13 protein-coding genes are annotated in these 14,986 nt (G+C 44.0%); 9 read left to right on the top strand and 4 right to left on the bottom strand.

Features of this window, described 5'->3' with window-relative positions; all coding sequences use genetic code 11:
• The first annotated feature begins 5 nt into the window (after positions 1 to 5).
• From FVA69_RS18245 to FVA69_RS18220, 6 genes are read left to right on the top strand one after another with little or no spacing between them, the layout of a single operon-like run.
• Complete coding sequence (locus FVA69_RS18245; RefSeq protein ID WP_164529204.1) at positions 6 to 1,565, top strand: ABC transporter substrate-binding protein; 1,560 nt, start codon at positions 6 to 8, stop codon at positions 1,563 to 1,565.
• A 55-nt stretch (positions 1,566 to 1,620) separates the two neighbouring features.
• Positions 1,621 to 2,568: an ABC transporter permease gene (locus FVA69_RS18240; protein ID WP_004907851.1), complete on the top strand. Its 948-nt coding sequence runs from the start codon at positions 1,621 to 1,623 to the stop codon at positions 2,566 to 2,568.
• Positions 2,565 to 4,379, top strand: coding sequence for a dipeptide/oligopeptide/nickel ABC transporter permease/ATP-binding protein (locus tag FVA69_RS18235; RefSeq protein WP_164529203.1), 1,815 nt, complete (start codon positions 2,565 to 2,567; stop codon positions 4,377 to 4,379). Before FVA69_RS18240 ends, FVA69_RS18235 begins: the two co-directional genes overlap by 4 nt.
• Positions 4,379 to 5,182 (top strand): ABC transporter ATP-binding protein, encoded by an 804-nt coding sequence (locus FVA69_RS18230; RefSeq protein ID WP_164529202.1) that lies wholly within the window; start codon positions 4,379 to 4,381, stop codon positions 5,180 to 5,182. Before FVA69_RS18235 ends, FVA69_RS18230 begins: the two co-directional genes overlap by 1 nt.
• A 30-nt stretch (positions 5,183 to 5,212) precedes the next feature.
• Entirely contained in the window at positions 5,213 to 5,983 is a 771-nt protein-coding gene (locus FVA69_RS18225; RefSeq protein WP_164529201.1) for a FadR/GntR family transcriptional regulator, read from the top strand.
• Positions 5,984 to 5,987: 4 nt separating this feature from the next.
• Positions 5,988 to 7,049, top strand: coding sequence for an osmoprotectant NAGGN system M42 family peptidase (locus FVA69_RS18220; protein ID WP_164529200.1), 1,062 nt, complete (start codon positions 5,988 to 5,990; stop codon positions 7,047 to 7,049).
• A gap of 69 nt (positions 7,050 to 7,118) precedes the next feature.
• Here FVA69_RS18220 and dsdA read toward each other — a convergent pair whose 3' ends face one another.
• Together dsdA and dsdX are read right to left on the bottom strand one after the other, a co-directional pair.
• Entirely contained in the window at positions 7,119 to 8,453 is a 1,335-nt protein-coding gene (dsdA, locus tag FVA69_RS18215; RefSeq protein ID WP_164529199.1) for a D-serine ammonia-lyase, read from the bottom strand.
• Between the two features lie 12 nt (positions 8,454 to 8,465).
• Positions 8,466 to 9,803, bottom strand: coding sequence for a D-serine transporter DsdX (dsdX, locus tag FVA69_RS18210; RefSeq protein WP_164529198.1), 1,338 nt, complete (start codon positions 9,801 to 9,803; stop codon positions 8,466 to 8,468).
• A 216-nt stretch (positions 9,804 to 10,019) separates the two neighbouring features.
• On the opposite strand from dsdX, the gene dsdC reads away from it, so the two are divergent.
• The 3 genes from dsdC (at position 10,020) to FVA69_RS18195 (ending at position 12,668) form a co-directional block, all read left to right on the top strand.
• Positions 10,020 to 10,991: a DNA-binding transcriptional regulator DsdC gene (gene dsdC / locus FVA69_RS18205; protein ID WP_051128906.1), complete on the top strand. Its 972-nt coding sequence runs from the start codon at positions 10,020 to 10,022 to the stop codon at positions 10,989 to 10,991.
• Between the two features lie 43 nt (positions 10,992 to 11,034).
• Entirely contained in the window at positions 11,035 to 12,075 is a 1,041-nt protein-coding gene (locus FVA69_RS18200) for a LacI family DNA-binding transcriptional regulator (RefSeq protein ID WP_164529197.1), read from the top strand.
• 125 nt (positions 12,076 to 12,200) lie between these two features.
• Positions 12,201 to 12,668, top strand: a complete 468-nt coding sequence (locus tag FVA69_RS18195; RefSeq protein WP_004907864.1) for a hypothetical protein — start codon at positions 12,201 to 12,203, stop codon at positions 12,666 to 12,668.
• 52 nt (positions 12,669 to 12,720) lie between these two features.
• Here the strand turns inward: FVA69_RS18195 and ghrB are convergent, their stop codons facing one another.
• Positions 12,721 to 13,695, bottom strand: coding sequence for a glyoxylate/hydroxypyruvate reductase GhrB (ghrB, locus tag FVA69_RS18190; protein ID WP_115168017.1), 975 nt, complete (start codon positions 13,693 to 13,695; stop codon positions 12,721 to 12,723).
• A 10-nt stretch (positions 13,696 to 13,705) separates the two neighbouring features.
• Positions 13,706 to 14,986, bottom strand: a complete 1,281-nt coding sequence (locus FVA69_RS18185) for an MFS transporter (RefSeq protein ID WP_164529196.1) — start codon at positions 14,984 to 14,986, stop codon at positions 13,706 to 13,708.

The following is a 14,986-nucleotide window of genomic DNA, read 5'->3' as shown; positions in this document are numbered from 1 at the left end:
AGCGAATGAATATGCGTTTATGTAGGTGGATAGCCAGTTTTTGGCTTTTATGCTTTATTTCGCTACCGACATTGGCGGTGAACCACCCGAATGTTTTGTTATTAGGGCAAGTTGCAGAGCCGCAGTCATTAGACCCGCAAGTTGCAACCGCTGCGAATGATTCCCGAATTTTGGTTAACTTGTACGAAGGGTTAGTTCGTAATGCTGATGGCACATTAACGCTTGAACCTGCTTTAGCCCAATCATGGTCTATTAGTGATGATGGCCTCACATACACTTTCCACTTGCGTGAGAATATAAAGTTCCATGATGGCAGCCCCTTCAACGCGGATGCAGTCAAATTCACGTTTGAACGAATGTTGGATAACCAGCACCCGTATTACCATACTGGGCCATTCCCATTATCGTTTTTTTTCTCTGCGATAGACAAGATTACAACCCCGAATGACAAGACTGTGGTTTTTACCTTAAAAGAACCGTTTGCCCCGTTTTTATCAAACTTAGCCACACCCGCAGGGCTGATTGTTTCACCCGCAGCAGTAAAGCAATATGACAAAGACTTTAGTCGCCATCCCAGCGGAACAGGCCCCTTTAAATTTGATGAATGGACGGCAAACCAAAGGGTTGTCATATCCGCTAATGAAGACTATTGGGATGGTAAACCCAGCTTACAACATGTTGTTTTTCGGCCTATTACTGACGCCAATACCCGGGTAGCCGAAATGTTATCAGGGGGGATTTATGCCATGGTTGAAGTCCCTGCTGATAATGTCCCGTTATTTGTTAATGACAACCGCTTCCATGTTTATGAAGCTGTAGGACCTCATGTTTGGTATGCCATGCTTAATGCGTCTCAGCCACCGTTTGATGATGTGCGTGTAAGGCAAGCAGTTAACTACGCGGTAAATAAAGAAAATATTGTGAAATATATTCTTCAGGACTCCGCAGGCGTCGCACAAGGTCCGATTCCATCAGCTTTCGATTGGGCATTTGATGAAGAAACCAACGCTTACCCTTATGACCCTGAAAAAGCTCGCCAATTGATAGCAGAAGCGGGGGCACAAGGGCAAAAAATTATTTTTTATGTCACCGAAGGGGGCTCAGGAATGTTAGACCCGATTCCTATGGCTACTGCTATTCAAGCTGACCTAAAAGCGGTTGGTTTAGCTGTCGAAATTCAAACCTTTGAGTGGAATACCTACTTATCCAAGGTCAATGCAGGCCTCAAACAAGCGCATATGGCCGAAATGGCGTGGATGACGAATGACCCAGATACCTTACCTTTTTTAACCTTGCATAGCGCTTCTTGGCCGGATAAAGGCGGATTTAACTCCGGTTATTACAGTAACAAGCAACTGGATGAATTGTTAGATAAAGCGCGGGTCACAAATAACCTTGAGGAGCGCGCTCAGTTATATCGACAAGTTCAAAAAATTGTTCATCAAGATGCACCTTGGTTGTTTGTGGCGAACTGGAAGCAAAATGCGGTCGCTAATGAGCATGTTAAGCATTTCAAATTGCAGCCTAATTTTAACTTATTACTTAAAGACGTTCGTAAAGATTGATTAATTAATGTGAGTTAGCTATTCAATTAATTATTTGATTTTATGGGGAAAAACTATGTGGTTATACTGTTTGAAACGCATTTTAGCGACCATACCCATACTGATTGGTTTGACGTTAATTGTCTTTTTTATCATGGCAATGATCCCTGGAGAGCCAGCTCAAGCACTGCTTGGCCCTTGGGCGACTCCTGAAAATGTGGCTAGAGTAAAAACAGAGCTTGGGTTGGATAAGCCGTTATATCAGCAATATTTTATTTGGATGAATAATTTGATTTCGGGAGATTTTGGCCGCTCATTTGTCCTTAACCGACCTGTTGTTGATGAGGTTTTAGAGCGATTTTCTGCCACATTAATTTTGGGCGGAAGTGCGCTGTTACTCAGCTCAATTTTAGGGCTATTGGCCGGGGTTCTTTCTGCCATTCGTCAATTTAGTTGGAGTGACCGATTTATTACACTCGCCGTTTTATTGGGTATCTCAATGCCATCTTTTTGGATTGGTTTATTGATGATTATGCTTTTTTCTGTTCAATTACAATGGTTTCCGGCATCTGGAATGTACGATATTTGGCAAGGCGGTGGCCTGAGCGATTTATTGCATCACCTTGTTTTACCTGCTGTGACGCTTTCATTGGTTGCGACAGGGGTGATAGCACGTTTGACGCGCACAGCAATGTTAGAAGTACTGCGACTTGATTTTATTCGCACCGCAAGGGCAAAAGGCTTAAGTGAGCGCAAAGTGATTTTCCGCCATGCATTTCGTATGGCATTAGTTTCCGTCATTCCCGTCATTGGTATCCAAGCGGGCTTTGTTTTTGGTGGGGCGGTATATATTGAAACCGTTTTTCAATGGCCGGGGCTAGGCGCCATGTTGGTGAAGGCTGTGGCAACTCGTGATTTGTTTTTAGTCCAAGGGGGCGTATTGATTGCCGCGGCGTCCTATGTCTTTATCAATTTACTTGCGGATGTTGCGCAAGCCATATTAGACCCGAGGTTGAAATCATGAGCCAATCTGTGACCCCTGTTATTCAGCATCGTCATCGCCAATCGGTCGGCTCGTTACTGCTAGCGAACCGCCTAGCAACTTTGGGGCTATTTACTTTATCTATCATTATGCTCTTGGCATTCTTAGCGCCTTGGCTCCCCCTTGCTAATCCTGATGAAACTGATTTAGTTAATCGGCTACTTCCCGCTTTTTCGTCTGGTCATTTATTAGGTACTGACCATTTAGGGCGAGATATTTTATCTCGATTGCTGTGGGGAACGCGAGTGTCTCTATTAGTCGGTATTTCAGCAACACTAATCGCTGCAATATTCGGCACCCTGATTGGTTTAGTGGCTGGGTATGTCGGCCATCGCACCGATACATTATTGATGCGTTGTATTGATATGCTAATGGCATTTCCATACATTCTATTGGCATTAGCCATTGTCGCGGTACTTGGGCCAGGGTTACTCAATGCGTTATATGCGATCGCATTAGTGAACATTCCCTTTTTTGCTAGGAATATTCGTGGATTAACAGTGGGTTTACGCGATAGGGATTTTATTCAAGCAGCTAGGTTGTCAGGTAAAAACCATTTACAAGTCCTATTAACAGAAGTGTTACCGAATGTCTTGCCAATCATTGTGGTTACTATGTCAACGACCATCGGTTGGATGATTTTAGAGACGGCAGGTTTGTCATTTTTAGGGCTAGGTACTCAGCCACCTAATGCAGACTTAGGTTCAATGCTAGGACAAGGGCGCGCACAGATGTTTGTCGCTCCTCATGTGGCATTGGTACCAGGTATTATGATCTTTCTTATTGTGATTAGTTTTAACCTGCTAGGGGATGGCGTGCGTGACATTCTTGATCCCCGGTTAAAATCGGGAGCCTTACAGCGATCACAACCAATGACACAAACCGATAGAGTTAATATTCCTGCGAAAACGGGAGGTGAACAAGCGGTATTAGAAGTCAAAGATTTGTCGGTTGCTTTTCGCCAAGGAAATCAATTACGTTCAACTGTAAAAGGGATCAGTTTTACTGTTGGGGCGGGGGAGTGTCTAGGGTTAATTGGGGAAAGCGGCTCGGGTAAGAGTGTCACCGCTTTATCTGTGATGGGGCTGCTCGCATCACCTCCGGCATTGATTACGGCGGGGGGAATTTATGTGGAACACGAAGAAATGCTGTCATTGCCGCTATCTGTTATGCAGCGCCGTCGCGGTGCGAAGGTTTCATATATTTTCCAAGACCCACTGACGACGCTCCATCCCCAGTTTACCATCGGTGTGCAATTACGTGAGGCCATCACCGCTCACCAATCTTTGTCACTCTATGAGGCGAAAAACAAAGCCATTGAATTGTTGGACAGCGTCGGGATCCCAGATGCGCGAGAACGTTTCGATGCCTATCCCCATGAGCTTTCGGGCGGACAGCGCCAGCGGGTAGGGATCGCAATGGCTCTGGCTAATGACCCCGTGTTGATTATTGCTGATGAGCCGACCACCGCATTAGATGTCACAGTACAAGCGCGAATTCTAGAATTACTTGACCAGCTACGCCGTGATCGCGGTGTTGCGCTCTTATTTATTACCCATGATTTTGCGGTCATTAACCAAATTTGCGACCGTGTTGCGGTGATGCAGCAAGGTGAGATAGTCGAAACCGGTGATACGCAAACGGTATTACGGCAGCCTCAGCATCCTTATACACAACGTCTGATCGCCAGTGTACCTAAGTTAGGGGAAGGACGTAGGTTTTTAAAACAAGTCCAACAACTCTATGGTCATCAGCCCGATAGTAATGATTTGACATCGGCACAGGAGGTTTAATGAAAAAAGTGATTGAGGTTAATCAGTTAGTGAAAACCTTCGGGCAGCCAAGAAGCCTATTTCACCCTCGAGGGCGCCAAGTTCATGCATTAAAAAATATTTCTTTATCACTTTATGAAGGTGAAACTCTGTCGGTGGTTGGGGAGAGTGGCTCAGGAAAAAGTACTTTAGCACGTATTTTAGTTGGCTTGGACCGCGAGACCTCAGGAGATATTACTGTCTTAGGACAAACTCGTGCAGAGTGGCAGCAGCAAGGTGCGCGAGCTTTTGGGCAAGCCATTCAGTATGTTTTTCAAGACCCTGTCGCATCTTTGAACCCGCGAAAAACCATTGGAGAAACTTTGTCTGTTCCGTTGAAATATTTAAAACACATGAACTCATCACAAAGAGCGGCTCGGCTGGCGGAATTACTTGAGGCCGTCAATATGCCAATCGATGCTTTAGCTTGTTATCCCCATGAGTTTTCAGGAGGGCAAGCACAGCGGTTAGCCATTGCGAGAGCTTTAGCCGCAGATGCACGAATATTAGTACTAGATGAGCCGGTTAGTGCGTTGGATGTTTCGGTACAAGCGCAAGTTTTGTTGTTACTAGAACAACTTAAACAACAGTTTTCGTTATCCTATTTATTTATTAGTCACGATTTAGCGGTAGTGGAATCAATAGCAGATCGAGTCGCCGTACTCTATTTAGGGGATTTGCTAGAATGTCGAGATACCCGCAGCTTATTTGCCGCACCGGAGCATGAATATACGCGAAATTTATTGGCTAGTGCCCCTCGTATTCGTGTTGATTCAGTCGCTTAGAAACTTATTTAAACCAGTTGAGAACCTAATATGAGCACCAATAAGCCGACAACGATAGAACCAGTACGTATTAAGCGGACTGATGAAATCGTCAATGCAATAAAAGAAACTATCATGGCCGATAACCTCATACCCGGTGACCGTTTGCCACAAGAAAAAGAACTTATTGAACATTACAACGCCAGCAAAAGTACTGTGCGAGAAGCACTGAAATCACTGGAAGTTCAAGGGTTAATTAAAACGAAAACCGGGCCGGGTGGTGGTGCGTTTATTGATTCCATGACTGAATCGCGAGCAATGAGTTTGTTATCGAACTATTTGTTTACGCGGGATATATCAATCAAAGATATTTATACGTTACGTAAATTACTAGAACCGGTGGTTGCGGTTAGTGCGATTGACAACATCGATAATGACGGTATCCAGAAGCTATACGATACCATCGCCATTTATGACCATGAACCCGCAGATGAAAACGAACGCTGGCAGCAACGGATGGCAGAACTGGATTTTCATGCGGTGGTTGCCAGCTATTCCGATAACGTTTTATTAGTGTTTATTTGCCACTTTTTACAGCGTTTACTCAAAGATTTAGCGGTTTGTAAGAACATTTATTTAAAACCTGAGCCCGTCGACAGGCGCCAAGGTATTGAATACCAATATCAATTAATCGAGGCTTTACGCCGTAAAGACGCCGAGAAGGTTCAATCGGTGATGGAAGCACACATGGCCTACGCAGAAAAAGCTATGTTAGCGCTACAAGCCACATTGCAAGAACGTTTTTTAAGTGAAGATAGGTAACGTAATGATAGATAAAGCATATCTGACCTCTGTATTAAAAACATTGTTATGTACGCCTAGCCCGGTTGGGATGACTGAACAAGCCGTTGCGCGGACACATCAATGGTTGACTGAGTTGGGATTCACGCCGAAATATACACGCCGTGGAGTGCTATATATTACGCTTGGCTCTGAAGAACCTAAACGTGCATTAGCCGCACACCTTGATACGCTTGGGGCGATGGTGACACAACTCAAACCAAATGGGCGCTTGGCACTGCGTAATACAGGCACATGGGCAGCACGCTTTGCGGAAGGTGCAAGGGTGACGGTATTTAGTGACAATCACCAATATCGCGGCACTATTTTGCCATTAAAAGCGTCTGGGCATCGCTTTAATACTGAAGTTGATACTCAAATTGCGGATTGGGATAATTTAGAAATTCGCCTTGATGCCCCTTGTTATAATTTCGCTGATTTACAATCCCATGGCTTAAATGTCGGTGATATTGTTGCGGTTGATGCACAACCCGAATTTATTGATAACGGCTTTATTGTATCGCGTCATTTGGATGATAAGGCTGGATGTGCGGTGATGTTAGCCGCATTAAAATCACTGGTGGATGATGGCGTTGTGCCCGCGGTACCTTGCCAAATGATATTCACAATTTCAGAAGAGGTCGGAATTGGCGGAACACACGGTTTTGGTCCGCAAGTTCAAGAATTGCTAGCGATTGATAACTCAGTTTCTGCCCCAGATCAAACCACACGAGATGACGCATTGACTTTAGCCTTTCGTGACAGAACCGGCCCGTTTGATTTGGCAATTACACGACATTTGCTGCAATTATGCCAGCAGTATGATATTCCTCACGTCCGCGATACGTTTAAACATTATCGTTCTGATAGTGCTGCGGCCATTGATGCCGGATGGGATATTCGTGCGGCTTTAGCGTGTTTCGCACTAGACAGCTCCCACGGCTGGGAAAGGACTCATTTGGACTCGTTAGTGGCGCTCGCGACCTTAGTGAGACGTTATATTGAAAGTGATTTAGTGCCATTACCGGGGCAATTATTACAAAGCTAATAAGGTGTGGTTGATACTAAAAAGCCCTCTTCTCATTGAACGCGAAGAGGGCGTTGAATACATTAATTGTTAACTTAGGTTGGCTTGTGATAAATATTTTTGCATCTCATTCACAGGCACCATACCGCCCCCCGTTGCCCATACAAGATGTGTTGCGTTGGCCAGTTTCGTCGGCGTGAGGGATTTGGATTGCAAATAACCCGTGTTTTGCGTGACATGTACGCAGCCAGTCATACCTGCCAAGGCTGACGGTTCTAATTTAATCGACTCAGTTTGGTTGAGTAAACCTAACAGGTTATACATTTCGCTATCGTCAATGGTGTAATAACCATCAATAAGCCGCTCCATTGCACGCCCCACAAAACCGGATGCACGGCCAACTGCCAGCCCGTCTGCGGCGGTGATATTATCAATACCAATTTCTTGGACTGACACACCATCATGTAGGCCAGTATGCACTCCTAGCAGCATACAAGGCGAGTGCGTTGGTTCGGCAAATAAGCAATGGACGGCATCACCAAAGGCCAGTTTTAACCCGAAAGCGACACCACCGGGGCCACCGCCGACACCACAAGGTAAATAGACAAATAGCGGGTGGTCGTTATCCACAGTAATCCCTTGCTCTAAAAATTGTCTTTTTAGACGAAGGCCTGCGACAGCATAGCCGAGAAACAGGGTGGTTGAGTTTTCATCATCAATAAAAAAGCAGTTAGGATCTTTTTCGGCTTCTTTACGGCCTTGCTCAACTGCGATGCTGTAATCTTGCTCATATTCCACCACATTCACACCATGTGAACACAATTTGTCTTTTTTCCACTGTCTGGCATCAGCGGACATATGCACGCTGACGCTAAAGCCGAGTTTAGCGCTCATAATGCCGATGGACATACCAAGGTTACCGGTTGAACCGACTGCAATACGGTATTGGCTAAAGAATTGGCGAAATTGTTCAGAGAATAAAATTTCGTAATTATCATCTGTCGATAAAATACCGGCGGCTAAGGCAAGTTTTTCCGCATGAGTGAGTACTTCATAGATCCCCCCTCGGGCTTTAATTGACCCCGAAATTGGCAGGTGACTATCTTTTTTCAGTAACATTTTTCCCGCGATTGGCGTTTGATAACGTTTTTCCAGCGCGGCTTGCATGTTTGGAATATCGATAACTTCAGATTCGATAATTCCTTGTGTTGCTTGAGTTTCTGGAAACGCTTTCGTCAAATAAGGCGCAAAGCGATTTAAGCGCGCTTCTGCATCTTGCACATCTTCAATGGTTAGCCCGACATAAGGCAAACCCGCTTGTGTCGTCGTGACATTTGGGTTGAACCACGCAATTTGCTTTAAATCGATTAAGTCCTGAACTAAAGGGTAGTCAGCAATTAACTTATCAACATTTATCTGAGTCATAATTACTCTCTTTTAAATCACAAATGAAAGTGCAAAAGTCCCTGCCAGCGCGACGAAAGATGCAATCAACGTGGCGACACTGTAAAAACGGAATGTTTCGGCTAAAGTGGCATTACAGTACTGTTTGACTAACCAGAACAGCGAGTCAGTGACGATAGTGCAACCAATTGCGCCTGAACCAATGGCTAATGTCATGATTTCTGGGCTAATATGCGGGTACATTGGCATTAGCGGAGCCACAATCGCAGTTGCGCCCATCATCGCAACAGTGGCAGAACCGACTGCGGCATGCAGGATGATTGCCACTAGCCAGGCCAGTAAGATTGGGTGCATATCAATACCCGATAGCACCATCGCTAAGGAGTCACTCAGCCCACTGCCTTTTAAGATACCGTTAAATGCCCCTCCCGCACCGATAATCAATAAAATATTAGCGATTGAGCTAAAACTCTCTTCGGTTTTGCTGAGTAATACGCTCATTCCCATATTACGTCGGATCCCTAACATGTAATAAGCGACAAAAGCGGCAATAAACATAGCGGTTATTGGGTTACCAATAAACTGTAAAAAGGTAAATAACTGGTTATCTTTGCTCATGTTTAAATCAGCGGCTGTTTTGATCAACATGAGGATAATTGGCAGTAAAACGGTAAACAGTGTGGCACCGAGAGACGGTAAATCTTTCTCTTCTCGTACTTCGAGGTCAGAGAAGGCTTCTGGCACCGTTTTAAATGGTAAGCGGTCACCTAAGAACTTAAGGAACAGCGGCCCACCCACTAATGACGCGACTAAGCCTACTGCGAGCCCTGCCACAATCACTGTACCAATGTCAGCACCTAATTCATTTGTGACAAAGAGAGCCGCAGGGTGTGGTGGTACAATACAGTGTACCGCCATCAGTGCGGTACATAATGGGATAGACAGTTTTAATAACGAGGTATTGGTTTTTTTCGCAATAGAAAAAGCTAATGAGATTAGCAGGACAACGCCCACCTCAACAAACAGCGTAATACCGCAGATTAAGCCAATCAGCACCATGGTAACGTCAGGCGTTAACCAACGGCTCTTTTGTAATGTCACCCCAATGCGCTCTGCTGCACCGGAGATTTCCATCATTTTACCGAGTATAGTCCCCAAACCGATAATAGCGGCTAAAAACCCAAGTGTACCCCCAATGCCATTTTCGATGGCGCTGACCATCTCTAATGGGTTCATTTGCATGGAGATACCGACAAAGAAGCTGGCGAGTAAAAGTGCTAAAAAAGGGTGAAACTTAAACTTAATAATTGAAACGATGATTAGTAAAATACTGATAACTAAAGTACCAATCATCCACATTGTAGAGTCCATATCCTACCTCTGATCATCTTGTTGTTGTTCTTCTATTGGATAATAAATATTCAGAGGTGACAAACGATGAAACATGCAGTTTAGATGAACTAAATTAACCCAAGGCTGTGATATTAGTCATGTAAATTGGATTTTAGAGTCTTTGGGACACCTAAATTCATCTTAAAATGGGTATTGTAGGGATTATTAGGCATCATGATTTTTATTGGGGGCATTGTGTCGGCAAATTTCAATCAATTTGAGCAATCTGGATTTATTCAATGGAATAAACGGCTATCAAGTTATCAACTATCGCGCTTGCATACCTTTGAAGCAGCAGCACGGCATCTTTCTTTTGCCTTAGCGGCGCAGGAACTTTCGTTAACACCAAGTGCAGTTAGTCACCGAATTAACATGTTAGAAGGGGAATTGGGGTTTAAATTATTTGAGCGTTTTCATCGGCGTATTGAGCTAACCTCTGACGGGGAACGAATTTACTGGGCTCTACGTAAAAATTTGGATGATATTAACCAAGAAATCATTGATATCAAAAACCAAGAAATCTCGGGTGAACTGACGGTGTATTCACGGCCATCTATCGCTCAGTGCTGGTTAATCCCCAAAATTGCAGATTTTGCTAATCAATACCCCTCAATTCAGTTGAATCTCTTAACGGGAAACGATGATGTTAATTTTCGTGGGTATGGTATTGATATTGCTATTTATTATGATGATATGACAAGATCTAATCTGTATTGTGAGGATTTGATGACTGAATCTATTGTGCCTGTTTGTAGCCCGCAATACGCGCAGCAATATGATTTACTTAATAATATTCATCAACTAAAAAATTGCACTTTATTACATGACCGTCAGGCATGGAGTAGCAACTCCGATTATGATGAATGGAAAGCGTGGAGTGAGCATTACCAGTTGGCACTGTTTCCACATCGTCGCAACCTGTGCTTTGATCGTTCCGATTTAGCGATTGTTGCCGCAATGAACCATGCCGGTGTGGCAATGGGGCGTAAACAATTGGTTGAAAAACGGCTGAAGCGACAAGAACTGGTGATGCCATTTGGCGATATTTCGCTGAAGTGCCAACAACGCTATTATTTTGCCATGTTGAATGAAAAACGAAACCCAAAGGCAGATATATTTATTCAATGGCTAAAACAGCAAGTTAACGCAATACCGCAAGTAAAATGACACTTATTCGAGTAAGATAACCACTTGGTGATGTTTTTAGAGAATGGAAAAACCGAAAGCTATGGCCCCGAAAACGCAAAAAGTTGCCACGATCAAAGATGTCGCTGTCAAAGCTCAGGCAGGGAAAACCAGTATCTCACGTTATTTGAATGGTGAATTTCATTTGCTTTCAGATAATTTGCGTCAACGTATTGAAAGCGCTATTCGTGAATTAAACTATCGGCCAAACCAAATGGCGCGTAGCTTGAAACATGGGCGGACAGGCTTGATCGGTTTGATTATTGCCGATATCGGTAATCCATTCTCTGTTGAAGTGCTAAAAGGGGTGGAAGCCGAGTCAATCAAACAAGGTTTTATGACCGTCGTTTGCAATGCGGATAACAGCATTGAACGTGAATGCCAATTTATTCAACTGTTAAAAGGTTACCGCGTGGATGGGCTTATCATAAATTCAGCGGGTGTTAACGAACAATTTATTGACGTACTGAAAGAAACCACCCTGCCTTTTGTCTTATTAGATAGAAAAATCGACAATTTTCCCAGCGATATGGTTGGATTAGATAACCCCGCATCCGCACAAATGGCCTTTAATCATCTGGTTGAACAAGGGTTCGAAGCGATTTGCTTCGTTACTGAGCCTATTGTGTATAACAGTGCACGCCAAGAGCGCTTACAGACATTCCAAGCGTTATCGCAGAATCATCAACATATTCAAAGCGAATTTCATGAAGTCACCTTGCCTGATCCGGCAAAATTAGAAGCCATCGTTGCTGATTTTTGTACTGCACATCGTGGTATGCGTAAAGTGATTGTCGCCGCCAATGGCGTACTGACCTTGCAGCTGGCGTATGTCATGAATAAACAAGGGTTACGCTGGGGGACAGATATTGGCTTTTTAAGTTTCGATAACCTCGAATGGGCTGCATTAGCTGGGCAAGGGGTGACCTCGGTGTCTCAACCGACAGCGGAAATGGGGCACAAGGCGGTGGAGTGCTTATTAGAAAAACTGGAAAACCCGGATAAACCTCCAATGCAATACTTATTTAATGGGGAATTGCTGATCCGTAAATCGACGACATTGTAGCTTTTGAACGCTAAATTGTTCGGCTCTTAAGATTTGGTTACCATTTTTCAATTTAGCTTAAGGTGTATTGCAGGTATATTGGCATGTAGATTACGTTATAACCATTTTGAGAGTGTAGGGAACATATGAAAAAGATAGGGATATTATTGCTAGCTAGCCTTGTTTTAGCGGGGTGTAGCACCAGAAGTCAGGTTAAAGAATATACCTGCCAAGTTGACCAAAGCTATAATCACATCACGATAGAGCGTAATGGTAAGTTTTTCTTCCCCACCGGTGCCAGTAAAGTTCAAATCTTTTTCAATAATAATCAAATTAATGTTGTTGATTTTGTTGGCTATGAGTATATGAGTTATCCGCTAGTGAAAAGCACAGAGCAGCAACGTGTTGAGAAAATAAAAGATTTTAATGTTGTGATCAACAAAGGTGATTTTTATTCTGATGTCAATGGCATGTTGGAGATTTACTCACCCAGCCAAAAAACCATCGGATTATATTATTTAGCGCCGTCAACCAGTAAACTTAATTCTATCCAGTTTCTGACAGAGTGTGAGCGAACAAATTTTGCTCGTCAGGGCAGTGCCCATAGCCACTAACTCTTTATTTAAAAGCCCTAATTTATATGATTAGGGCTCGATAGTATTTCTGCTATTTCCTAATTTCAGGATTTACACAGTTCTTGCTCAGATCGCCATTTAAGGCTGCAATCAAGTTATCGACGGCACATTCTACCATCGCATAGCGGGTCTCATGGGTCGCAGAACCGATATGCGGCAGTGCGACCACATTAGGTAGCGTGAGTAGTTTAGAGTTGCAGGGAAGGGGTTCAACTTCAAACACATCTAAACCTGCTCCTTGAATTGTGCCTCTTTCTAATGCGTCGATCAGCGCGGCTTCATCAACGATCCGGCCTCTTGAACCGTTGATCAAAAATGCACTGGGTTTCATTTTTGCCAACTCATTTTTACCGATCAACTTTTCGGTTGATGCTGATAATGGCAGCACGACACAGACAAAATCAGATTCTGCCAGCAACGTATCGAGGTCACAACGGCGTGCGTTAAGTTGGTTTTCTGCATCAGGATGGGTATGGTTATTGTAATAGAGAACCGGCATTCCGAAGCCTAAATGAGCGCGTTTGGCAACGGCATAGCCAATGCGTCCCATACCTAAAATGCCGATAGTTTTACCATTCACATTACTGCCGTATGCATCTTCACCAATGCTTTTTGTCCATTGGCCATTTTTTACCATTTCAGCCATTTCGATAATGCGGCGTGCACTGCAAAGCACTAACGTAAAAATGGTATCCGCAGTTGTTTCGGTTAATACATTAGGCGTATGCATCAAGGCGATCTTTCTGGTATTCATTGCATCAATATCAAATTGGTCGATACCAACGGAAATGGTCGATGCCGCTTTCAAATTTGGGGCATTGGCAATGTCACCCGCGGTAATAGGATAACTGGCCCCGATAATGCCGTCAGCGCTGGATAACGCTTGTTTAAAGTTAGCGAGATTCTCAGGTGTAATGCTGTCAAATGCAGTGACATTAAAGTGCTGTTGTAGCCGCTCAAGTTGATCCGCGGGAATGGATTTATATAAAATAATGTTCTGTTTCATAGTATCCCTTTTAAGCATGTTTCGTGATGACCGCATCACTATTTTGTTCTTGGCTTGGTTTGACAATTAAGGTAAAGAAGACCGAGGCTAATAGTGCGAGCCCCATAAACATATACGAAGCACTTGGGCTACCGGTCGCCCCATTTAAATAGCCAACAAACCATGAACCAAAGAATGAACCTAATGCGCCCATACTATTGATTAATGCCATTGCACCACCTGCAACGTTCTTTGGCAACATTTCAGGAATGATAGCGAAGAAGGGCCCGTACGGAGCGTACATTGCAGCGCCTGCAATCACCAATAAGGTATAAGAGAACCAGAAATTCGTGCTACCGAGCAGATATGAGCCGAGGAAACAAACCGCCCCAAGCAAAAGTATTGGCCAAACGAATAGTTTACGGTTATGCATACGGTCAGATGCCCATGACACGAGGATCATGGCTAAGGTTGCAGCAAGGTAAGGCACGGCAGAAAGCCAGCCTGTTTCTACCATTCCAAGGTTGGATGCCCCACGAATAATAGATGGCAACCACAGTACAAAACCATACACCCCAATGCTCCAACAAAAATATTGAGCGCATAGTAAAATCACATTACGAGACTTAAAAGCTTCGCGGTAATTGCGAACAGGCTTGATATTTTTTTGTTCGTCACTAAGAATTTTATCTAATGTCTCTTTTTCAGTCTGGCTGAGCCAGCTCACTTGGCTGGGTTTATCACGTGCAGTTCTCCACCAGAAAAAAGCCCACAAAATCGCAGGAACCCCTTCAATGATAAACATTTCCCGCCAACCGAATGCCTGAATGAGGTAACCGGATAGCACAGACATCCACAGCACTGTAACTGGGTTGCCTAAAATTAAAAAGGTGTTGGCGCGTGACCGTTCTGACTGAGTAAACCAGTTACTGATATAGATAAGCATCGCAGGCATGACTGCGGCCTCAACGACTCCAAGGCTAAAGCGAATAATTACCAACATCGGAATATTGCTGACCATCCCTGTTAGGCTAGCAAAAATTCCCCAGAGAAAAATACAGGCAAAAATCAGTTTGCGGACACTGCGCTTTTCCGCGTAAATAGCGCCAGGTATTTGGAAAAAGAAATAGCCAAGGAAAAATAATGAGCCGAGTAGCGACGACATCCCTTTGGTAATACCTAAGTCGGCATTGATACCTGCGGCGGCGGCAAAGCTGTAGTTTGCTCTATCCAAATAGGCAAGGCTATAGGTGATAAACACGATTGGCATGATGCGCCACCAACGTGACATTGCTGGAGTATTCATTGTCAT

Source organism: Providencia sp. PROV004, from assembly GCF_011045615.1.
In the GTDB taxonomy this organism is placed as follows: Bacteria; Pseudomonadota; Gammaproteobacteria; order Enterobacterales; family Enterobacteriaceae; genus Providencia; species Providencia rettgeri.
The sequence above is the reverse complement of the archived record's forward strand: the minus strand, read 5'-3'. Positions and strand labels throughout refer to the sequence as shown.

What these genes read in the sequence shown, in the direction of transcription:
- FVA69_RS18235 (WP_164529203.1), top strand. Translation starts at nt 2,565, where the DNA reads ATGAGCCAATCTGTGACCCCTGTTATTCAGCATCGTCATCGCCAATCG.
- FVA69_RS18200 (WP_164529197.1), top strand. Translation starts at nt 11,035, where the DNA reads ATGGAAAAACCGAAAGCTATGGCCCCGAAAACGCAAAAAGTTGCCACG.
- FVA69_RS18225 (WP_164529201.1), top strand. Translation starts at nt 5,213, where the DNA reads ATGAGCACCAATAAGCCGACAACGATAGAACCAGTACGTATTAAGCGG.
- FVA69_RS18230 (WP_164529202.1), top strand. Translation starts at nt 4,379, where the DNA reads ATGAAAAAAGTGATTGAGGTTAATCAGTTAGTGAAAACCTTCGGGCAG.
- FVA69_RS18185 (WP_164529196.1), bottom strand. Translation starts at nt 14,986, where the DNA reads ATGACAATGAATACTCCAGCAATGTCACGTTGGTGGCGCATCATGCCA.
- dsdX (WP_164529198.1), bottom strand. Translation starts at nt 9,803, where the DNA reads ATGGACTCTACAATGTGGATGATTGGTACTTTAGTTATCAGTATTTTA.
- FVA69_RS18240 (WP_004907851.1), top strand. Translation starts at nt 1,621, where the DNA reads ATGTGGTTATACTGTTTGAAACGCATTTTAGCGACCATACCCATACTG.
- FVA69_RS18220 (WP_164529200.1), top strand. Translation starts at nt 5,988, where the DNA reads ATGATAGATAAAGCATATCTGACCTCTGTATTAAAAACATTGTTATGT.
- FVA69_RS18245 (WP_164529204.1), top strand. Translation starts at nt 6, where the DNA reads ATGAATATGCGTTTATGTAGGTGGATAGCCAGTTTTTGGCTTTTATGC.
- dsdA (WP_164529199.1), bottom strand. Translation starts at nt 8,453, where the DNA reads ATGACTCAGATAAATGTTGATAAGTTAATTGCTGACTACCCTTTAGTT.
- ghrB (WP_115168017.1), bottom strand. Translation starts at nt 13,695, where the DNA reads ATGAAACAGAACATTATTTTATATAAATCCATTCCCGCGGATCAACTT.
- FVA69_RS18195 (WP_004907864.1), top strand. Translation starts at nt 12,201, where the DNA reads ATGAAAAAGATAGGGATATTATTGCTAGCTAGCCTTGTTTTAGCGGGG.